Source organism: Nonomuraea roseoviolacea subsp. carminata (assembly GCF_024172185.1).
GTDB classification, from domain to species: Bacteria; Actinomycetota; Actinomycetes; order Streptosporangiales; family Streptosporangiaceae; genus Nonomuraea; species Nonomuraea roseoviolacea.
The window spans coordinates 587,991-607,010 of the sequence record NZ_JAMZEC010000001.1 but is presented as its reverse complement, the minus strand read 5'-3'; the positions used below and the strand labels follow the sequence as shown (position 1 = coordinate 607,010).

General features: G+C 72.5%; 20 protein-coding genes and 1 riboswitch. Of the genes, 13 read left to right on the top strand and 7 right to left on the bottom strand.

What is annotated here, in order from left to right; translation table 11 throughout:
* Positions 1 to 94: 94 nt before the first annotated feature.
* Positions 95 to 254: riboswitch (cyclic di-AMP (ydaO/yuaA leader) on the top strand.
* A gap of 73 nt (positions 255 to 327) precedes the next feature.
* From HD595_RS02755 to HD595_RS02740, 4 genes are all read left to right on the top strand, one after another.
* A complete protein-coding gene (locus HD595_RS02755; RefSeq protein WP_253765404.1) occupies positions 328 to 855 on the top strand; it encodes a C40 family peptidase in 528 nt (175 codons plus the stop codon).
* Between the two features lie 152 nt (positions 856 to 1,007).
* Positions 1,008 to 1,955, top strand: a complete 948-nt coding sequence (locus HD595_RS02750) for a basic secretory family protein (protein ID WP_253765403.1) — start codon at positions 1,008 to 1,010, stop codon at positions 1,953 to 1,955.
* Between the two features lie 188 nt (positions 1,956 to 2,143).
* Positions 2,144 to 3,355, top strand: a complete 1,212-nt coding sequence (locus HD595_RS02745; protein WP_253765402.1) for a M48 family metallopeptidase — start codon at positions 2,144 to 2,146, stop codon at positions 3,353 to 3,355.
* The gene (locus HD595_RS02740) at positions 3,352 to 4,452 is read left to right on the top strand and encodes a glycosyltransferase family 4 protein (protein WP_253765401.1); all 1,101 of its coding nucleotides are present in this window, start codon (positions 3,352 to 3,354) and stop codon (positions 4,450 to 4,452) included. The genes HD595_RS02745 and HD595_RS02740 overlap by 4 nt, the downstream gene beginning before the upstream one ends.
* A gap of 21 nt (positions 4,453 to 4,473) precedes the next feature.
* On the opposite strand, the gene HD595_RS02735 is transcribed toward HD595_RS02740, so the two are convergent.
* Genes HD595_RS02735 through HD595_RS02725 form a run of 3 tightly spaced genes read right to left on the bottom strand, consistent with a single transcriptional unit; the run spans position 4,474 to position 7,549 of the window.
* Complete coding sequence (locus HD595_RS02735) at positions 4,474 to 5,394, bottom strand: carbohydrate ABC transporter permease (protein WP_253765400.1); 921 nt, start codon at positions 5,392 to 5,394, stop codon at positions 4,474 to 4,476.
* Positions 5,391 to 6,260, bottom strand: a complete 870-nt coding sequence (locus tag HD595_RS02730) for a carbohydrate ABC transporter permease (protein ID WP_253765399.1) — start codon at positions 6,258 to 6,260, stop codon at positions 5,391 to 5,393. Before HD595_RS02730 ends, HD595_RS02735 begins: the two co-directional genes overlap by 4 nt.
* Positions 6,260 to 7,549 carry an ABC transporter substrate-binding protein gene (locus HD595_RS02725; RefSeq protein WP_253765398.1) on the bottom strand — a complete coding sequence of 430 codons (1,290 nt, stop codon included), beginning with the start codon at positions 7,547 to 7,549 and terminating at the stop codon, positions 6,260 to 6,262. Before HD595_RS02725 ends, HD595_RS02730 begins: the two co-directional genes overlap by 1 nt.
* Before the next feature lie 203 nt (positions 7,550 to 7,752).
* Here HD595_RS02725 and HD595_RS02720 point away from each other — a divergent pair, with 203 nt between their 5' ends.
* The gene (locus tag HD595_RS02720) at positions 7,753 to 8,520 is read left to right on the top strand and encodes a DeoR/GlpR family DNA-binding transcription regulator (protein WP_253765397.1); all 768 of its coding nucleotides are present in this window, start codon (positions 7,753 to 7,755) and stop codon (positions 8,518 to 8,520) included.
* Between the two features lie 43 nt (positions 8,521 to 8,563).
* Here the strand turns inward: HD595_RS02720 and HD595_RS02715 are convergent, their stop codons facing one another.
* Positions 8,564 to 8,968, bottom strand: a complete 405-nt coding sequence (locus tag HD595_RS02715; RefSeq protein WP_253765396.1) for a hypothetical protein — start codon at positions 8,966 to 8,968, stop codon at positions 8,564 to 8,566.
* A gap of 259 nt (positions 8,969 to 9,227) precedes the next feature.
* Between HD595_RS02715 and HD595_RS02710 the strand changes: the two genes are divergently transcribed.
* Entirely contained in the window at positions 9,228 to 9,605 is a 378-nt protein-coding gene (locus tag HD595_RS02710) for a MerR family transcriptional regulator (RefSeq protein WP_308211095.1), read from the top strand.
* Positions 9,606 to 9,631: 26 nt separating this feature from the next.
* Here the strand turns inward: HD595_RS02710 and HD595_RS02705 are convergent, their stop codons facing one another.
* Positions 9,632 to 11,413, bottom strand: a complete 1,782-nt coding sequence (locus HD595_RS02705; RefSeq protein WP_253765395.1) for an AMP-dependent synthetase/ligase — start codon at positions 11,411 to 11,413, stop codon at positions 9,632 to 9,634.
* A gap of 242 nt (positions 11,414 to 11,655) precedes the next feature.
* Here HD595_RS02705 and HD595_RS02700 point away from each other — a divergent pair, with 242 nt between their 5' ends.
* The 7 genes from HD595_RS02700 (at position 11,656) to HD595_RS02670 (ending at position 17,640) form a co-directional block, all read left to right on the top strand.
* Positions 11,656 to 12,423, top strand: a complete 768-nt coding sequence (locus tag HD595_RS02700; RefSeq protein WP_253765394.1) for a metallophosphoesterase family protein — start codon at positions 11,656 to 11,658, stop codon at positions 12,421 to 12,423.
* Between the two features lie 169 nt (positions 12,424 to 12,592).
* Positions 12,593 to 13,030: an SRPBCC family protein gene (locus HD595_RS02695; protein WP_253765393.1), complete on the top strand. Its 438-nt coding sequence runs from the start codon at positions 12,593 to 12,595 to the stop codon at positions 13,028 to 13,030.
* Positions 13,014 to 14,234, top strand: coding sequence for an ArsA family ATPase (locus HD595_RS02690; protein WP_253765392.1), 1,221 nt, complete (start codon positions 13,014 to 13,016; stop codon positions 14,232 to 14,234). The genes HD595_RS02695 and HD595_RS02690 overlap by 17 nt, the downstream gene beginning before the upstream one ends.
* Positions 14,235 to 14,271: 37 nt before the next feature.
* On the top strand, positions 14,272 to 14,799 hold the full coding sequence (locus HD595_RS02685; RefSeq protein WP_253765391.1) for a DUF5304 domain-containing protein: 528 nt from the start codon (positions 14,272 to 14,274) through the stop codon (positions 14,797 to 14,799).
* A gap of 13 nt (positions 14,800 to 14,812) precedes the next feature.
* The gene (locus HD595_RS02680; RefSeq protein WP_253765390.1) at positions 14,813 to 15,745 is read left to right on the top strand and encodes an ROK family glucokinase; all 933 of its coding nucleotides are present in this window, start codon (positions 14,813 to 14,815) and stop codon (positions 15,743 to 15,745) included.
* Between the two features lie 18 nt (positions 15,746 to 15,763).
* A complete protein-coding gene (locus tag HD595_RS02675; RefSeq protein ID WP_253765389.1) occupies positions 15,764 to 16,477 on the top strand; it encodes an endonuclease/exonuclease/phosphatase family protein in 714 nt (237 codons plus the stop codon).
* A 17-nt stretch (positions 16,478 to 16,494) separates the two neighbouring features.
* Positions 16,495 to 17,640 (top strand): hypothetical protein, encoded by a 1,146-nt coding sequence (locus HD595_RS02670; protein ID WP_253765388.1) that lies wholly within the window; start codon positions 16,495 to 16,497, stop codon positions 17,638 to 17,640.
* Positions 17,641 to 17,721: 81 nt separating this feature from the next.
* Here the strand turns inward: HD595_RS02670 and HD595_RS02665 are convergent, their stop codons facing one another.
* Complete coding sequence (locus HD595_RS02665; RefSeq protein ID WP_253765387.1) at positions 17,722 to 18,189, bottom strand: hypothetical protein; 468 nt, start codon at positions 18,187 to 18,189, stop codon at positions 17,722 to 17,724.
* 46 nt (positions 18,190 to 18,235) lie between these two features.
* The gene (locus HD595_RS02660) at positions 18,236 to 18,994 is read right to left on the bottom strand and encodes an alpha/beta hydrolase (protein ID WP_253765386.1); all 759 of its coding nucleotides are present in this window, start codon (positions 18,992 to 18,994) and stop codon (positions 18,236 to 18,238) included.
* Positions 18,995 to 19,020 lie beyond the last annotated feature (26 nt).

Genomic DNA, 19,020 nt, shown 5'->3' with positions numbered 1-19,020 from the left:
CACAAGCCATGGCGTCGCGAGCCAGCATCGGTCCTCCCGATGTGGACGAGATAGAGATCCAGCGGTCGCCGCCGTAGATATCCGTACGTGTGTCGGCGGTGACCTGCCGAGTCCGTGCAGCCAGGAGGCACGGAGCCGGGGACCCAGCGATCCCGAACCCGGGATCAGGGGTGAATCGGCGCGCGAGCGCGCCGTAGGGCGACTTCCAGGCCCGAATCCGTCAGCTAACCCGGTAGGCGTTCGTGGAAGACTCAAGGAGAAATCCTGTCTACCTCTTCGCACAACCCCCGTCTGTCCCGAATCGCGCTGAGCGGTGTCGCTCTCACCATGACCGTGACGGCCGGAGGCCTGGTTCTCCATGCCCCGGCGGCCCAGGCACAAGGGACGACGAGCACCACGGCCGGCTTCTCCTCGGTTTCGGCGGGCACGGCCGCCGCGTCCGTGAAGCAGGCCACCCGTAAGTCGGCGAAGGCGTCGAAAGCCGTCCGGCAGCAGGCGAGGGCCCACACGGCCGTCGCCGTGGCGAAGGCCCAGATCGGTGACCCGTACCGCTACGGCGGCACCGGACCTGGCGCGTTCGACTGCTCCGGCCTCGTCCAGTACGCCTGGAAGAAGGCCGGCGTGCGCATCCCCCGCGTGACGAACAGCCAGTACGCGCGCATCAAGAAGAAGGTCTCCTGGAAGCACCTCAAGCCGGGCGACCTGATGTTCTTCCGGGGGCTCGGCCACGTGGGCATGTACGTCGGCCACGGCAAGATGGTCCACTCGCCGCGGACAGGTCTGACGGTACGCATCGAGAAGCTCAGCGGATGGCGCAAGTCGTCGTTCGTGGCTGCGGTACGTCCTGGCCTGTGAGCACGCACGAAGACCCCGTCCCGGGTTGGGGACGGGGTCTTCGTGCGTTCACCGGCAGAGCAGACGTTCACGGGCGGGATCGGTGGAGCGGGTCGCCCTCGCGTGGGGGAACCGCCGGGTGGCCGCCGGACGGCCGGGTACGATCGGACAGCGTGTCGGTCCGGGTGAGTCGTCGTGCCGTGCTGGCGGGGGTGGCGCCCCTGCTCGCGCTCGCCGCCGCGTCCGCTCCCGGCCGTGACGGCGGCGCCTTCCAGGGCGCTGCCGACCGTACCGGCGCCGGCTTCCAGGGCGCTGCCGACCGTACCGGCGCCGGCCTCCAGAACGCTCCCGACCGTGGTGACGCCGCCCGCCAGAGCGCGAGGACCGCGGCGGCGGGCCCGCCCGGCACGGACGTGGCGGCCGAACCGTGGCCGGGGGAGACCCGGACCGTCCGCGGCGCGCGGTCCCTCGTGCTGGGACACCGGGCCGCCCCGGCGCTCCTGCGGGACCTGGCTCGCCGCGCCGACGCCGCCGGCGCGCGCGTCTCCGCCGTCCTCCGGACCCCCGTGCGGCCGCTCGTGCTCGTCCCCGACTCCTCCGCCGAGGCCGCGCGGCTGGCCCGCGTCGCGGGCGTCGAGGGGCTGGCCGCGCTGGCCGACGGCGGGCGGGTCATCGTCGTCCCCGAGACGTTCGGCCGCCTCACCGACGTCGGCCGGGACGTCGTGCTCGCCCACGAGCTCACGCATGTCGCCGCCGGCACCGGCGGACTGCCGCCCTGGCTGTACGAGGGGTTCGCCGACTACGTGGCCTACCGTGACGCCGGCCTGGCCGTGCCGGTGGCCGCCGCCGAGCTGGCCGCCGAGGTGCGCGCCGGGAGGACGCCGCGCCGGCTGCCCGGGGCCGCCGACTTCGCGCCCGGTTCGTCCAGGCTGGCGGCGGTCTACCAGGAGGCGTGGCTCGCGTGCCGGTTCATCGCCGAGTGGCGCGGAGAGCAGACGCTGGTGAGGCTCTACCGTGATGCCAGGACGCGGGGCGCCGCCCGGGCGCTCGCCGCCGCCGGGCTCCCCACCGCGAGACTGACGGCGGGCTGGCGCGCGTACGTGCGTGAGAAGCTGGCGTAGGGGGACACGTGACGAAGGACGGGCAGGCGGGGGACACGGTCCCCACGGCGGACGCGTCCAGGCCGGACGCGCCGGGGTCTGACATGCCCGGCGCTTCCGGGGCCGGGGACTCGGGGGCCGATGCGTCCGGCGCTTCCGAGGCTGAGGACTCGAGGGACGGGTGGCGGCAGGCCGGGGTGGTGTGCGCCGTGCTCGGCCTCGCCACCGTGGCCGTCGTGGCCGTCACGACGCCCTGGCGGGCGCTGCCTCCCTCCGCGCCGCACGTCGTCCCCGACCCCGCCCGCGACTTCACCCCCGCCGAGATCGCCCGCGCCGCCGCGTTCGACGCCGCCACCACCGCCCCCGTCTACCTGTCGCTGGGCCTCACCCTGCTTTTCGCGGGCCTGCTCGTCCTCACCCCGTTCGGCGCCCGGCTGCTCGGCCGCCTGCGCGGCCCCTGGTGGATGCGGGTCGTCCTCGGCGTGCTGCTCCTCACCGCGCTGGTCGAGGCGGTGCGCTGGCCGCTCGGCATGTGGGCCGAGAGCGAGCTGCGCGCGTACGGCCTGTCCACGCAGGACTGGGCGGCCTGGTCGGCCGACCGGATCAAGGGCATCGGGGTCGACGCCGCCGTGCTGGCGCTCGCGATGGTCGTCGTGGTCGGCCTGGCCCGGAAGGTGCGGCGGTGGTGGATCCCCGCCGCCGTGGGCGCGTTCGCGCTGACCGTGGCGCTGTCGTTCGTCTATCCCGTGGTGGTCGAGCCGCTGTTCAACGACTTCCGCCCCATGCCGCAGGGCGCGCTGCGCACGAGCCTGCTGGAGATGGCCGCGCGCGACGGCGTGCCGGTCGAGGACGTGCTCGTCGCCGACGCCTCCCGCCGCACCACGGCGCTCAACGCGTACGTCTCCGGCTTCGGCGCCACCCGCCGGATCGTCGTCTACGACACGCTGCTGCGCGGGCCGGTCCCGCAGGTGGAGCTGGTGGTCGCGCACGAGCTCGGCCACGCGAAGAACGGCGACGTGCTCGACGGCACCCTCGTCGGCGCGCTGGGCGCCGCCGCCGGCACCGCGCTGCTGTATCTGGCCTTCCAGCTCGTACGGCGGCGCACCGGAGTCGCCTCGGCCGCCGACCCGCGGGCCGTGGCCGTGCTGGTCGGGCTGATGTCGCTGGCCACCGTGCTGTCCGGCCCCGCCCTGAACCTCGTCAGCCGCCACGTCGAGGCCCGGGCCGACGTCCACGCCCTCGACCTGACGAAAGACCCGGCCACCTTCGTGGCCATGCAGAAACGCCTCGCAATTACCAATATTTCCGACTTGTCGCCTGATGCCGTGGAATATGCGCTCTTTGCGTCTCATCCGTCGACGCCCGAGCGGATCGCCCTGGCACGGGCCTGGGCGCGGCTGAACGGCGTCCCGGCGCCGTGACCGCCCGCGTCCTCATCGTCACCAACGACTTCCCGCCGCGGCCGGGCGGCATCCAGTCCTTCGTCCACGGCCTGGCCGCGCGCACGCCCGGCGTGGCGGTCTACGCGCCCGCCTGGCCCGGCTGCGCCGAGTTCGACCGCCGCCAGCCGTACCCCGTCGTGCGCCACCCGACCTCGCTCATGCTGCCCACGCCCGCCGTCGCCCGCACGGCGGCCCGGCTGGTCGCCGAGCACGGCGCCCGGACCGTGGTGTTCGGCGCCGCCGCCCCGCTCGGGCTGCTCGCGCCGCGGCTGCGCGCCGCCGGGGCGCGCCGGGTGGTGATGCTCACCCACGGCCACGAGGCGTCCTGGGCGGCGGGGCCCGGGTTCCGCTCCGTGTTGCGCCGCATCGGCGGGCACGCCGACGTGGTCACCTACCTGGGGGAGTACACGCGCGCCCGGCTGGCCGCCGCCATCGCCCCGGACAAGCTCGTCCAGCTCGCGCCCGGCGTCGACACCGGGCGCTTCCGCCCCGAGGCCGAACCCGGCCGGGCCAAGGAGGCGCTCGGGCTGGCCGGCCGGCCCGTGGTCGTGTGCGTGTCCCGGCTCGTGCCGCGCAAGGGCCAGGACCGGCTGATCGCGGCCTGGCCGGAGGTGCTCGCCGCCGTCCCGGACGCCGTGCTGCTGCTGGTGGGCGGCGGCCCGTACCGCCGGCGGCTGGAACGGCTGGCCGGCGGACACGAGTCGGTCCGCTTCACCGGCACCGTCCCGGCCTCGGCGTTGCCCGGCTACTACGCGGCGGGCGACGTCTTCGCCATGCCCTGCCGTACGCGCTGGGGCGGGATCGACGTGGAGGGGCTCGGCATCGTGTTCCTGGAGGCGTCGGCGACCGGCCTGCCCGTGGTGGCGGGCGCCTCCGGCGGGGCGCCCGACGCCGTCCGCCACGGCGAGACCGGCCTGCTCGTGGACGGCGAGGACACCGGCGAGCTGGCCGCCGCCCTCGCCGAGCTGCTCGGCGACCCCGAGCGGGCCCGCAAGCTGGGCGCCGCCGGGCGCGAGTGGATCGGCCGCGAGTGGTCCTGGGACCTGGTCGCCACCCGCTTCCACACCCTCCTGTGAGGTCACCCCTTCCCGGTGAGGTCACCCCTTCGTCGCGCCGAGCGTCAGCCCGGCCACGAACTGCTTGTGCAGGAGCTGGAACACGATCAGCGTCGGCAGCGCCACCAGCACCGACCCGGCGGCCAGCAGGTTGTAGTCGGTGAAGAACTGGCCGCGCAGGTTGTTCAGCGCCGAGGTGACCGGCAGCTTGTCACCCGACGACATGAGCACCAGCGCCCACAGGAAGTCGTTGTACATCCAGGTGAACTGCAGCGTGGACAGCGCCGCCAGCACCGGCCGGCACAGCGGCAGCGTCAGCCGCCAGTACCGCTTCCACACGCCCGCCCCGTCCACCAGCGCCGCCTCGTCGATCTCCTCCGGGATCGTGCGCATGAAGTTGGCCATCACGAACACGCAGAACCCGAACTGGAACGCCACGTGCACCAGGATCAGCCCGAGGTAGGAGTCGTACAGCGACTGCGAGTCCGACAGCCACGCGGGCAGCGGGACCATCGCGTACACGGTGTAGAGCGGAGTGATGAGCACCTGCGGCGGCAGCAGGTTGCCCGCGGTGAAGACGATGAGCAGCGCCCTGCGGCCCGGGACGCGCAGCCGCGCGATGGCGAACGCCGTGAACGACGCCATGAACAGCGTGACCACCAGGGCCGGGACCACGATGATCAGCGTGTTGAGGTAGTAGCGGGGCAGCTCGGCCTGGCTCCACGCCCGGCCGTAGTAGTCCAGCGTCAGGTGCTCGGGCAGCGAGAAGTAGCCCAGGCGGGCCGTCTCGTCGTACGGGCGCAGCGAGGCGTACACCGCGAGCGCCAGCGGCAGCAGCCAGCCCAGCGCGACCAGGCCGAGGAAGACGTGCAGCAGCGCCCGTAGCGGGCGCACCGGGCGGCGGGGCGGCGTGCCCGGCCGCCCCGCCGCGCGGGTGGGGACGGGGGCGGTGAGCGTCATCATTCCTCCCTGAACAGCTGCGACAGGTACGTCACGATGAACCCGATCGAGATGGCCAGCAGGATCACCGCGATGGCCGAGCCGAACCCGATCCGGCTGGCCTCGCCCACGATGTTCTCCGTGACGAGCACGGACAGCAGCTCCAGCCCGTTGCGGCCGCGGTTGATCGCGTAGACGATGTCGAACGCGCGCAGCGCCTCGATCACCGTGATGACCAGCACGATCACGTTGACCGGCCGCAGCGTGGGGAAGACGACGCGGAAGAACGTCTGCGCCTCGCTCGCCCCGTCGATGGCCGCCGCCTCCTTCAGCGCGGGGTCCACCGCCTTCAGCCCGGCCAGGTAAATGATCATGACGTAGCCGACGTGCCGCCAGCCGGCCGCGACCATGACCACCCAGATGTTGATCGACCGGTCGCCGAGCCAGTCCACGCTCAGCCCGGTCACCGCGTTCAGCACGCCGTAGTCGGAGGAGTAGACGAGCTGCGCGATGAAGCCCACCACGGCCAGCGACAGCACGACCGGCAGGTAGAGCGCGCTCTGGTAGAGCCGTGACAGCCGCAGCCGCCGGTCCAGCAGCACCGCGCACAGCAGCCCGAACGGCGTCGCGACCAGCCCGAGGAACCCCAGCCACAGCAGGTTGTTGCGGACCGCGGACCAGAACGGCGGGTACGCGCCGGCCAGGTCGGCGTAGTTGCGCCCGCCGACCCACCGGAGGGGGCCGATGCCGTTCCAGTCGGTGCCGGACAGCCCCACGGAGGCCAACGTGGGCCCCCAGATGAGGCCCACGTTGACGACGATGGCCACCCCCAGCCCGATGACCAGCACGGTCACGTCGCGGGCGGAGTAGCGACGGGTCCTGACGGCCATCACCGGAAGATGGTGGCCTTCTGCTTCTCGATGCCGGCCAGCAAGGAGTCGATCTCGCCCGGCTTGCCGACGAACGACTGGAGCGAGGGGATCATCACGGTCGAGGCGAAGTCGGGGCGGGTGTCACGGTCGAGGAACTGCGCGATGTGCTTCGCCTTGGACACCAGCTCGGCGCCGCGCTTCTGCAGCGTGCTGTAGCCGCTCGTGTCGGCCTTGGAGCTGGCGGCCAGGGTGCCGGGGTCGAGCCCGGTGGCCACGTTCTGCGCCGCGGCCTGGGCGAGGTGCTTGAGCAGCGCCTTGGCGCCGTCCACGTTCTTCGCCTTGGCGGAGATCATGTAGCCGTCGATGGGCGCGTCGATCGAGTCGGTGCCGTGCGCGGGGTCGATCTCGGGGAAGGTGAAGAAGTCGATGTCGTCGCGCTCGTTCTCGGGGAACTGCTGGGCGACGAACATGCCGAGCAGGTACATGCCGGTCTTCTTCTGCTGGAGCGACTGCGCGGCCTCCTGCCACGTGCGGCCCAGCGCGGCCGGCTGGTGGTACTCCATGAGCCCGCGCCAGGTGTCGAAGACCTGCCTGACCCGCGGGTCCGTCCACGACTCCTTGCCGCCCATGAGCGAGATGTGGAAGTCGTAGCCGTTCGTGCGCATGTTGATGATGTCGAACGTGCCCATGGCCGGCCAGCCGTCCTTGTCGGCGAACGCGATCGGGATGAGCCCGTCGGCCTTCATCTTCCTGGCCAGCGCCGTGAACTCGTCGAGCGTCCTGGGCGGCTGGTAGCCCTTCTGCCGCCAGAGGCTCTTGCGGTAGAAGACGGCCCAGGGGTAGTAGGTGAACGGCACGAAGTACTGCTTGCCGTCCGTGCCCGTCGAGGCGTCCTTGAACGCCTGCGTGTAGTCGCCGCCGATCTCGCGCCACACGTCCGAGATGTCGGTGGCCAGGCCCTGCTCGGCGAAGAACTGCATCCGGTAGCCGGCGAACCAGGTGAAGACGTCGTCCGGCCTGCCCTTGAGGTAGCGGTTGATGTTCTCCTGGAACGTGTTGTGGTCGACGGTGTTGACCTTCACCTGGGCGGAGTGGAAGCTCGCGAGCACCGTGGCCAGCGACTTCTTCGGCACCTCGTCGGAGGCGTTCGAGCCGAGCGTCACCGTGCCGAGGCCGCCCGAGGCGCTCGCGCCGCCGGCGGACGGCCGCGCGCCGGAGGAGCAGCCGGCGAGCAGGGCCGGGACGCCGGCCGCGGCGGCGGCCCCGAGCAGGAGGTTGCGGCGGGAGAGGGGCGCACCATGGTCCATGGGGGGTTCCTCCTAGCGTGGACCGACATATTCCCCCGAGTTCGCGCACTTCCATTCATCGAAAACCCAACATTTCGGACTGTCAACGCATGATTTCGTGCGGGTTTGCGGGAGTTCTCGGAATAACGCCGGCAGATTTCCGAGAACGGCATGTCATCATGCGTCTGAGGATGTGTCGGAAACTGTTGGGATGTGGTGACGCGATGCTGGCCCCGCAGCGGCAGCAGGCCATTCTCGAGCTGGTCCGGCTGAACGGCGGCGTCAGGGTCGTCGATCTCGTCCGGGCGTTCGGCGTCTCCGACATCACCGTCCGGCGCGATCTGGAGGTGCTGGCCGAGCGGGGGCTGCTGGCCAAGGTGCACGGCGGCGCCACGGCGATCGGCGCCGGCTCCACCGACGAGCCCGGCTTCGCCGCCAAGTCGATGCGGCAGGAGGAGGAGAAACGGGCCATCGCCCGCCGCGCCGCGGTCCTGGTCGAGCCGGGGTCCGCGGTCGCGCTGTCGGCCGGCACGACGACGTACACGCTGGCCCACGAGCTGGTCGCGGTGCCCGGACTGACCGTCGTGACGAACTCGGTGCGGGTCGGCGACGTCTTCCAGCGGGCCGGCCGGCCGGACCAGACGGTCGTGCTCACCGGTGGCGAGCGCACCCCGTCGGACGCGCTCGTCGGCCCGGTCGCCGTCGCCGCGATCCGGCGGCTGAACGTGGACCTGCTCTTCCTCGGCGTGCACGGGATGAGCGTGCGGGCCGGTTTCACCACCCCGAACATGATGGAGGCCGAGACCGACCGCGCGCTGGTCGAGGCCGCCGGCCGCCTCGTCGTGCTCGCCGACCACACCAAGTGGGGCACGGTCGGCATCAGCACCATCGCCCGCCTGGCGGAGGCGGACGTGGTGGTCTCGGACGCGGGGCTGCCGGAGGAGGCGCGGCGGATCCTGGGCGAGCAGCCGGGCGAGCTGATCGTCGCGTGACCGGCCGGGCGCGCGGCCGGTCACGCGTCATGCCCGACGCGGGCTAGTTGAGTTCGAGCTTGGCCTGGATGGCGACGAGGATGTCCATCATCTCGACCTGTGTCTTCTGCATGGAGCGCTGGCTGTCCTGCATCGCCGTCTGGGCCTTCTGCATGGCTGTCTGGGTCTCCTGCATGGCCGCCTGGGTCTCCCGTATGGCCTTCTGCTCTTCGCGCTGCTCCGCGAATCCGGTGTCGACCTTGTGGTCCAGGGCCTCGAACTTGCGATCCATGATCGCGAGCCTGTCGTCCAGCAGCGTGACCTTGCTGTCGAGGACCTTGACCCGGTCGGCGACGCCGTTGATGCGCTCGGTGAGCTGCTGGCCGAGCTCCATCTGGTCGGCGCGGACCTGGATCAGCTCGTTCTCGATCGCCGTGGCGTATTGAAGCGCCGCGTCCTTGATGCTCATCGCGATCTCCCCTACCTTTCTAGGTAGGGACCGGGGATGTATTGGATCTCCGGTCCCGCTTTCTTTCTTTCTTGGGACTCAGATTACCCGTCCGCTCGCGGCTGCCAAGGCCATTTCCGGACGCGACTTCGAACAAATTTCAGGTCGCCTACCTGGGCAAATACAAGAAATGTCCGGAAAAGTCGCCCGTAATGTTCGCCGTTCAAAACGGGCATAAAGGGCGGAATGGCGGGGCGTGTGAGCGGCGTTGGAAGCTCACATGAGTGGCATGAAGATCGGCGACCTGTCGCGTGAGACCGGCGTGAGCCCTCGGCTGTTGCGCTACTACGAGGAGCAGGGCCTCCTGGAGGCCGAGCGCGACGGCGGCGGCCAGCGCCACTACGGGCCCGACGCGCCGGTCGTCGTGCGGCGCATCCGCACCCTGCTCGACGCCGGGCTGCCGACCAGGGTGATCAAGGAGGTGCTGCCCTGCGTCGAGGGGGACGACCGGCTCGCCGCCTGCACGCTCCAGCACCTGCGGGGCCGGCTGACCGGCCTGGAGGAGCAGCTCGCCGGCCTCCAGGCCACCCGTGACGCCCTGGCCGGCCTCGTCGCGGCCGTCGAGCGCACCAGCCGGGAGCTGACCTCCGTCGGCTGACCCCTTCCCGGGCCGCGAGGCGGAGGTCAGGACGTGTACAGAGCCTCGACGTCGGCGGCGAAGTCGCGCATGACGATGTTGCGCTTGATCTTGAGGGTCGGCGTCAGGTGGCCGCTCTCCTCGGTGATGTCCGCGTGCAGGATCGTGAACTTCTTGATCTGCTCCGCCTTCGACACCGTGGCGTTGGCCCGGTCCACCGCCTGCTGGACCTCGGCGCGGATCTCCGGGTCGGCGGCCGGATCGGCGGCAGCGGTCCCGGCCCGCCCGCGCGCGGAGCGCCACTGCTCCAGCGCCTCCGGGTCGAGCGTGATCAGCGCGCCGACGAACGGCCGGCCGTCGCCGACCACCACGGCCTGGGACACCAGCGGGTGGGCCCGCAGCGCGTCCTCCAGCGGCCCGGGGGCGACGTTCTTGCCGGCCGCGGTCACCAGGATCTCCTTCTTGCGCCCGGTGATCCGCAGGTAGCCGTCGGCGTCCAGCTCGCCCACGTCGCCGGTGCGGAACCAGCCGTCGCCGTCGATCACCTCGCCCGTGGCGTCCTCGTTGTTCCAGTAGCCGTGGAACACGTTGCGGCCCCTGGCGAGGATCTCGCCGTCCTCGCCGATGCGCAGGGTGACCCCGGGCAGGGGCTTGCCGACGGTGCCGATCTTGTTGGCCCCGGGCATGTTGACGGAGCACGGCGCGGAGGTCTCGGTCAGCCCGTACCCCTCGAAGACCTCGATGCCGGCGCCCCGGAAGAAGTGGCCGAGCCGCTCGCCGAGCGCGCCGCCGCCGCTCACGGCCGCCGACAGGCGGCCGCCGGTGGCCGCGCGGAGCTTGCGGTACACGAGCCGGTCGAACAGGGCATGTCGCAGGCGCAGCCCGAGGGGGGCGCCGCCCGCGTTCTCGGCGCGGCTCCAGGCCACGGCCGTGTCCACGGCGCGCGCGAAGATCGCGCCCTTGCCGCCCGCGATGGCCTTCTGCTCGGCGCCGTTGTAGACCTTCTCGAAGACCCGCGGCACGCCCAGCAGGAACGTGGGACGGAACCCCACCAGGTCGGGCGCCACGTTCTTCATGTTGGGGGTGTGGGCGAGGACCGCGCCAGCCTCGACCAGCGCCACCTGGATCATGCGCGCGAAGATGTGCGCCAGCGGCAGGAACAGCAGCCCCGCCGGGTCCTTGGCGGTGAACAGCGGCTCCAGGGGCCCGCGCACCACGTTGCGGCCGGTGAAGAGCAGGTTGTCGTGGGTGATCCGGCAGCCCTTGGGGCGGCCGGTCGTGCCGGAGGTGTAGACGACGGTCGCGAGGTCGGCGCCGCACACCCGGCCGCGGCGCTCGGCCACGTCCGCCTCGGAGATCTCGGAGGCGCCGGGCAGGCCGTCCAGCGCGGCCTCGACCCGCCACAGGTCCTTCAGCCCCGGCGCGGCCTCGCGCACGGTCTCCTCGTGCCCGTCCAACTCGACGAACGCCGCGCGCGCCGCGCTGTCGGTGAGGATCCAGCGGACCTGCTCGATCGAGGAGGTCTCGTAGATGGGCACGGTCACCGCGCCCACGGACCAGATGGCGTAGTCGATCAGCGTCCACTCGTAGCGGGTGCGCGACATGAGCGCGACGCGGTCGCCGTGCTCGATCCCCGCCGCGATGAGTCCCCTGGCCAGTGCGACGACCTGGTCCCGCAGCTCGGCGGCCGTGACGGCCGCCCAGGCGCCGTCCACCTGGCGTCGCACGACGATCCTTCCGGGCTCCCGCTCCGCCCTGTCGAACACCGTGTCGGGCAGGCTCGCGGTGGGCGGCACATCCACCAGTACGGGAACGCTGTACTCGCGCACGGACAAACTCCTCCAGGCGGACGCTTCGGGGATTGCCTGGACGTTACCGCGATAAGTTACGCGCCGGTAGCTTTGTCATCCAGGCGTTATGAACCCATTCCTCACGCTAGCAGCCACAGATCCGTTGGGACGCCCACCACGTTCGGCGACCCGCCACAGGCAGCGCCGCATCGGCGCCTATGGTGGGTCGCGTTCAGCGACCCGCCACAAGCAGCGCCGCAGGCGCGTTTAGGATTGCCCGCATGCGGGTCCACGTCATCAGCGATGTGCACGGCAGGGCCGACGCGCTGGCCGCCGCCGGGGAGGGCGCCGACGCGCTCGTCTGCCTGGGCGACCTCATCCTGTTCATCGACTACGCCGACCACGGGCAGGGCATCTTCGCCGACCTGTTCGGCGCCGAACGCGCCGCGGAGTTCATCGGCCTGCGCACGGCGGGGCGCTTCGACGAGGCCCGCGCCATGTCCGCCCGCCTGTGGGAGACCCTCGACGGCGACCCGCGCGAGCACATCGAGCGCCACGTGCGCGCCCAGTACGAGCGCCTGTTCGCCGCGATGCCGGCGCCCGCCTACCTCACCTACGGCAACGTCGACCTGCCGCGCCTGTGGGCCGACTACGCGCGCGACGGGCACCGGGTGCTCGACGGCGAGAGCGTGGAGATCGGCGGGCTGCGCTTCGGGTTCGTCGGCGGGGGACTGCGCACCGCGTACCGCACGCCGTACGAGATCAGCGACGAGGAGTACGCGGCGAAGGTGGAGGCGGTCGGCGAGGTCGACGTGCTGTGCTGCCACATCCCGCCCGCGGTGCCCGAGCTGCTCTACGACGTGGTGGCCCGGCGCTTCGAGCGGGGCAGCGAGGCCACGCTGGAGCTGATCCGTCGCACGCAGCCCCGCTACGCGCTGTTCGGCCACGTCCACCAGCCGCTGCACCGGCGCACCCGCATCGGCCGCACCGAGTGCGTCAACGTGGGGCACTTCCGGGGGAGGGGCGAGCCGTTCGTCCTGGAGTGGTGAACGTCCTGTGGTGAGCGTCCGCGCCTGATCGGCGGTCCGCCGCAAGTAGCGGGTTCTGCACTACGGTGGGCCGCGTTCAGCGGTCCGCCGCAAGTAGCGGGTTCTGCACTACGGTGGGCCGCGTTCAGCGGTCCGCCGCAAGTAGCGGGTTCTGCACTACGGTGGTCGCATGGCTGATCGCACGACTTCGAGCATCGTCATCGACGCCGACCGGCCCGGCGTGATGGCCGTCATCGCTGACTTCCCCGCCTACCCCGACTGGGCGGGCCAGGTGAAGAGCGCCGAGGTCCTGACCACCGGCGCCGACGGCCGGGCCGAGACCGTGCGGTTCACGCTCGACGCGGGCGTGATCAGCGACACCTACACCCTCGCCTACACCTGGCACGACGACGAGAGCGTCTCCTGGCGGGTGGCCGAGCCCGGCAAGATGGTCGCCGAGCTGGCGGGAAGTTACCTCCTGTCCGAGGTGGGCACGGGCACCGAGGTGACGTACGAGCTGGCCGTCGAGCTGAAGGTGCCGATGATCGGCATGCTGCGGCGCAAGGCCGAGAAGGTCATCGTGGACACCGCCCTCAAGGGCCTGAAGAAGCGTGTCGAAGGCCGCTGAGGTGAGCCCCCGGGTCCTGCTGTTCACCGGGAAGGGCGGGGTCGGCAAGACCACGGCCGCCGCCGCGACCGCGACCCTCGCCGCCCGGCGCGGCCTCAAGACGCTGGTCGTCTCCACCGACACCGCGCACTCGCTGGCCGACGCCCTGGCCGTCGAGCCCGGCGAGGTCGCCCCCGGCCTGCACCTGCACCAGGTCGACACGCAGAAGTCCCTCGAACGCCACTGGGGCGAGCTGCGCGACTACGCCCGCGGCCTGCTCACCGAGCTGGGCCTGGACGAGATCACCTCCGAGGAGATCACGGTCCTGCCCGGGGCCGAGGAGGTCATCGCCCTGCTGGAGCTGCGCGAGCACGCGCAGTCCGGCGCCTGGGACGTCATCGTCGTCGACTGCGCGCCCACCGCCGAGACGTTGCGGCTGCTCGCGCTGCCCGAGGCGCTCGACTGGCACGTCAACAGGCTGCTGCCCGTGGGCCGCCGGATCATGAAGCTGGCCGCGCCGTTCGTGCGCGGCGTCGCGCGCGTCAGCGCCCCGGGCGACGAGGTCGTCGGCGCGGGCGAGCGCCTGCACCGCGCGCTGCTGGAGGTGCGCGAGCTGCTCACCGGCGACGGCGCGTCCGTGCGGCTCGTGCTCACGCCGGAGGCCGTGGTGCTCGCCGAGGCCCGCCGCACGCTCACCTCGCTCAACCTGTACGGCTACCGCGTCGACGCGGTCATCGCCAACCGGGTCTTCCCGGCGGGCGGGGCCGACGAGTGGCGCGCCCAGTGGGTGAACGCCCAGTCGCGCCTGCTGGCCGAGGCGGAGGAGTCGTTCGCGCCGCTGCCCCTGCACGTCGTGCCGTACCTGCCGGCCGAGCCCGTCGGCGCCGACGCGCTGGCGGCCGTCGGCGAGCGGCTGTACGGCGAGGCCGACCCGTTCGGGCCGCCCCGGGTGCGGCCGCCGCTGCGGCTGTCCGCCGACGAGCTGGAGCTCGACCTGCCCGGCGCCGACCGCGGCGAGGTCGACCTGGCGCGCAAGGGCGACGAGCTGATCGTCACCGCGGGCCCGTACCGGAGGATCCTGGCGCTGCCGGTGGCCCTGGCCCGCAGGGAGATCGGCGGCGCGGCGCTCCGCGACGGCGTCCTGCGGGTACGGTTCAGCTCGGGAGCCCGATCCGGCGCGACGAGCGGAGCCTCCGGCCACGACGACAGGCCGGCCGCGACGTGAGCGAGACGGCGGGCGCTCCGGAGCCAGGGAGGGCCAGATGACCGAGACCAACGACAGAGACCCCCGCGACACGGGACCCCGCGCCGCCGACCCCCGCGCGGACGACACCCGAAGCACCCGGACGGGCCAGAGCGGCCGGACCGGCCAGGCCGGTCAGAGCGACCAGAGCGGCCGTGACCCGATCGGCACGGTGGCCGACGAGGCGCGCAAGCTGTTCGACGCGATCCAGGGCCAGGCCACCCGCCACGTCGGCCGGACGGTGCTCAGCTCGTTCACCGGCTCCCTCGGCGGCGGCGGGCGCAGGGACGAGCGCGACGTGTGGAGCGAGGCCGTCTCCGAACCGCACGAGGAGTACATCTGCCGCGCCTGCCCGGTGTGCCGGGCGATCGCGGCGCAGCGCGAGTCGGGCAAGGACGTGACCGGCCATCTGGTCGCCGCGGGCGGCGAGCTGTTCGCCGCGTTCCGGCAGACGCTCGACGCGCTCAGCAAGCCGGCCGCCCCCCGCGGGCCGCGCGACGACCGGGAGCGCGGGCACGATACCGTGCAGCACATCGACCTGGGATAAGGGGGCAACGGCAATGCTCACGATCGGCGTGGACATCGGCGGCACGAAGGTCAGCGCGGGTGTGGTCGACGAGAACGGCGCGATCGTCGAGCAGGCGCTGAGGAAGACACCGGCCGACCGGCCCGACCTCATCGCCGAGACCGTGGCCGACGTGGTCCGCGAACTGGCCGAGGGCCGCGACATCGAGGCCGTCGGCGTCGGCGCCGCCGGGTTCGTGGACGAGTCGCGGTCCGTCGTCCGCTTCGCGCCCAACCTCGCCTGGCGCGAGGAGCCGCTGCAGAAGAAGATCAGCGGCATGGTCGACCTGCCCGTGGTGATCGAGAACGACGCCAACGCCATGGCCTGGGGCGAGACCCGCTTCGGCGCCGGCCGCGGGCAGTCCCACATCGTGTGCCTCACGGTCGGCACCGGCATCGGCGGCGGCCTGGTGTTCGGCGGCACCCTGTTCCGCGGCCACTGGGGGATGGCGGCCGAGCTCGGCCACATGCAGGTCGTCCCCGACGGGCGGCCGTGCGGCTGCGGCCAGCGAGGCTGCTGGGAGCAGTACGCCAGCGGCAACGCGCTGGTCATGGAGGCCAGGCGCATCGCCGAGGAGCAGCCCGAGCGCGCCGGGATCCTGCTCGGCCTGGCCGGCGGCAGGATCGAGGGCGAGGAGGTCACCGAGGCGGCCCGGCAGGGCGACGAGGCGTCGCTCGCGGCGTTCGCGAGCCTCGCCGACTGGCTCGGCCAGGGCATGGCCGACCTGGCCGCGGTGCTCGACCCCGGCTGCTTCATCGTGGGGGGCGGCGTGTGCCGCGCCTCCGACCTGTTCCTCGACCGGGCGCGTGCGGCGTTCGAGGAGCGGCTGACCGGCCGCGGGCACCGGCCGCTGCCCGAGATCCGGCTGGCCGAGCTGGGCGCCAACGCCGGGATGGTCGGCGCCGCCGACCTGGCCAGGCATCGCTGACGGGATTACAGTCCGTCCGTGACGGTCAGGCTGGCCACCTACAACGTGCGGGGGATGAAGGACAGCGTCCCCGCGCTCACCCGCGTGGTCGGCGCGCTGCGCGCCGACCTGCTCTGCGTCCAGGAGGCGCCCCGGCTGCTCGGCTGGCAGGCCCGGCGTGAGGCGCTGGCCGGCTCGTGCGGGCTGCGGGTCGTGGCGGGACGGCGGCTCGGCGGCGTGGCCGTCTTCGCCGCCCCCCGGGCGCGGCTGCTGCACGCCGAGAGCCACGTGCTGCGCGTCTTCGTCGGCCTGGAGGTGCGCGGTCTGGCGATCGCCGTCGCCGAGGTCGAGGGCGCGCGGCTGGCCGTCGGCTCCACCCATCTCGACCTGAACGGCGCGGCCCGGCTGCACCACGTGACCGAGGCGATGACGCTGCTGGAGGCGGCGGCGGCCCGCTTCGGCGCGGAGCCCGTGCTGTGCGGCGACTTCAACGAGCGCGACCACCAGCCGGCCTGGCGCTACGTCGCCGCCCGGCTCGCCGACTGCTATCCGGCGGCGCCGCGGGGCGACGGCCTGACCTTCCCCGCCAGGTCGCCCCAGGCGCGCATCGACGCGATCTTCACCGGGCCCGGCCTGCGGGTTCGCGACTGCGGAGGGGCGCTCGCCGATCCGGCCGACCTGGCCGCGGCTTCCGACCACCTGCCGGTGGTCGCGGAGGTGGAATCGGGGGCCGGCTCCGGGGACCTGTCGTGAACCCTTAGCATTTGCTCATGACCCGTCGCTTCCGGCGGCGTGCGCTCTCCTTGATCATGGCGACGTCCGTGGCCTGGTCCCAGGTCACGCATGCCGTGCTAGCCGAGCCCCGGCCCGTCTCGGTCGAGGCGTGGCAGCGCTCGTCGAGCGCGCGCCTGGTCGCCGACGGTTCGCTGTCCGACGTGGCGGCCCTGTCCGCCGACGACGTGTGGGCCGTGGGGCAGCAGGAGATCTGGGACGTCTGGAAGAGCCGCGGCACGATCCGCCACTGGGACGGCTCCCGGTGGTCGGAGGTCGCGATCCGCGACGCGAGCGGCGCGGGCAACCTGCGCGGCGTCGCCGCGGCCTCGCCGTCCGACGTGTGGGCCGTGGGCGACGGCCACGACGGCGTGCCCTACCTCGCCCACGGCGACGTCAACGGCTTCGACCGCGTGCGCGCCGAGGGCCTGTGGACCGGCGACTGGCTCGGCGGCGTCGACGCCCGCCCCGGCCGGGTGGTGGCCGTCGGCCGCGGCAAGAGCCGCGACCTCGACCCGAGGAAGAGCAACTGGACGGTCGGGCTCATCGTCACCGGGCAGAACGGCAGGTGGACCGTCCAGGAGACCGAGGCCGAGGGCGCCCTCTACGCGGTGTCCGAGGGCATCGCGGTCGGCGACACCGGCACCCAGCCGCTGATCATGCACCAGTCCGGCGACACGTGGAAGGCCATGCCGGTGCCCGACGTGCCCGGCGGCTACCTGCGCGACGTCCAGGTCGACGGCGGCAAGCGGGCCATGGCCGTCGGCGGCGTCTACCACGGGCCCAGCGACGTCGAGCCGCTCGTGCTGTCCTGGGACGGCAAGCACTGGCGCCGGGTGCCGCTGCCCGGCACCGACGCCCGCCTGTACGGGGTGACCGGTGACGGCAAGGGCCGCTACTGGATCTCCGGCTACGACCCGACCCGCGAGACCGAGCCGTTCATGCTGCGCTGCGAGAAGGGCGACTGCGAGATCATCCGCGGCGCCGCCGCGCAGGGCCGCAGCAGCGTGCGGCTGCAGGCCGTCACCTACCTGCCGGGCAAGGGGGCGGTGTGGGCGGTGGGCCACGCCGTCGACCTGGCCGACCGCTACAGCGACGTGGTGGAGACCTTCGGGCCGGGCGGCCCGCCGCCGAAGGACTCCTGACCCAGGCCGGCCCGGCGGCGGACGCTGGTGGAGCCGTCCTGAGTCGTTCGGGGAGCGAGGTCGTCCGGCGGGCCGAGGCCGCTACAGGACGGCCCCGTCGTCCCAGCCGGAGTCGTTGGGCGGGCCGTCGCCCATGCGGACCACCAGCGCCACGAAGCCGCCGATGAAGGCCGCCACCGCCGTGAACAGCGCCCAGCCCTCCATCCGCCAGTCGGCCATCGCGGACAACAGCAGATAGGCCGGGCCGCCGAACAGCGCCGTCCAGGCCAGCTTGGTGGTCAGGTCGAGCTTGGGCAGCGGGGGCGGCGGCGGAGGCTCGTAGTGGCCCTCGTCGTCCTCGTCGTCGTGCTGGTCGTGATGCGGCTCGGGACGATCGGCGTCGCTCTCGCGCAGGACGGGCTCGGCGGGCTGGATCACCCGGCGCGTCTGGTCGAGGGGGACGTTCTCGCTGTCCGGCCATGGCTGATCCGCCGAGTCGCGCTCGGCCGTGTCGTTGAAGGACGCGACGATCTGCCGCCAGACCTCGTCCTCGTCACTCTGGGGCGTCACCTAGCCGGCCCTCTCCGCAGCGATCGCGGCTTCCCCCTGGGCGCGATCAGTCCCTCTGCAAGGGTACCGAGGCATGCGTCCTGATGAAGCCGAGGCTACCGGCAAAGATCCTGTCGGCATCGTTGTCGAGCGTCGCAACATGGTAGCTATCCGTAAGCTCCTCGATCGTGGCCTGCGGGACCTTCTGACGGATGATGGCCACGCTGGTGGGTTTCACCACGTGGTCGTCGATGCTGTGGAACACCAGCAGCGGCTGCGTGACCCGGGCGAGGTCGGCCTGCACCAGCGACCACAGGCCCGGCAGCGAGGCGGCCGCCTTCACGGGGGTGCGCGGGTACGCGAGCTCGGTCACGCCCGGCTTCTTCACGTCGTTCGCCACGCCGGGCACCGACGGCAGGAACCACTTGAGCAGCGGCGCCAGCTTCAGCAGCGGCACGTCGTTGGCGATCGACGGGTTGACCACCACCACTCCCTTGATCGCCTCGCCGTGCACCTCGGCCAGCCGCAACGCCAGGCAGCCGCCCAGCGACAGGCCCGCCACGAACACCTCGGCGCAGCGCCCCTGGAGGTCCTCGAACGCCTTCTCGACCTCGGCGTACCAGTCCTCCCAGCGGGTGTGGTTCATCTCCTGCCAGGTCGTGCCGTGACCGGGCTGGCGGGGCAGGGAGACGCTCAGGCCGTGCCCGGCCAGGAACTCCGCCCACGGCCGCAGCGACTGCGGCGTGCCGGTGAACCCATGGCAGAGCAGCACCCCGATCTGGCCTGCTTCGTGATGGTACGGCTCCGCGCCTGGCATGAGCGGCATAACAGCTCCTCGAAGGGATTTCATCC

What these genes read in the sequence shown, in the direction of transcription:
- HD595_RS02660 (WP_253765386.1), bottom strand. Translation starts at nt 18,994, where the DNA reads ATGCCGCTCATGCCAGGCGCGGAGCCGTACCATCACGAAGCAGGCCAG.
- HD595_RS02730 (WP_253765399.1), bottom strand. Translation starts at nt 6,260, where the DNA reads ATGGCCGTCAGGACCCGTCGCTACTCCGCCCGCGACGTGACCGTGCTG.
- HD595_RS02680 (WP_253765390.1), top strand. Translation starts at nt 14,813, where the DNA reads ATGCTCACGATCGGCGTGGACATCGGCGGCACGAAGGTCAGCGCGGGT.
- HD595_RS02715 (WP_253765396.1), bottom strand. Translation starts at nt 8,968, where the DNA reads ATGAGCATCAAGGACGCGGCGCTTCAATACGCCACGGCGATCGAGAAC.
- HD595_RS02710 (WP_308211095.1), top strand. Translation starts at nt 9,228, where the DNA reads ATGAGTGGCATGAAGATCGGCGACCTGTCGCGTGAGACCGGCGTGAGC.
- HD595_RS02700 (WP_253765394.1), top strand. Translation starts at nt 11,656, where the DNA reads ATGCGGGTCCACGTCATCAGCGATGTGCACGGCAGGGCCGACGCGCTG.
- HD595_RS02670 (WP_253765388.1), top strand. Translation starts at nt 16,495, where the DNA reads ATGACCCGTCGCTTCCGGCGGCGTGCGCTCTCCTTGATCATGGCGACG.
- HD595_RS02725 (WP_253765398.1), bottom strand. Translation starts at nt 7,549, where the DNA reads ATGGACCATGGTGCGCCCCTCTCCCGCCGCAACCTCCTGCTCGGGGCC.
- HD595_RS02720 (WP_253765397.1), top strand. Translation starts at nt 7,753, where the DNA reads ATGCTGGCCCCGCAGCGGCAGCAGGCCATTCTCGAGCTGGTCCGGCTG.
- HD595_RS02735 (WP_253765400.1), bottom strand. Translation starts at nt 5,394, where the DNA reads ATGATGACGCTCACCGCCCCCGTCCCCACCCGCGCGGCGGGGCGGCCG.
- HD595_RS02695 (WP_253765393.1), top strand. Translation starts at nt 12,593, where the DNA reads ATGGCTGATCGCACGACTTCGAGCATCGTCATCGACGCCGACCGGCCC.
- HD595_RS02685 (WP_253765391.1), top strand. Translation starts at nt 14,272, where the DNA reads ATGACCGAGACCAACGACAGAGACCCCCGCGACACGGGACCCCGCGCC.
- HD595_RS02755 (WP_253765404.1), top strand. Translation starts at nt 328, where the DNA reads ATGACCGTGACGGCCGGAGGCCTGGTTCTCCATGCCCCGGCGGCCCAG.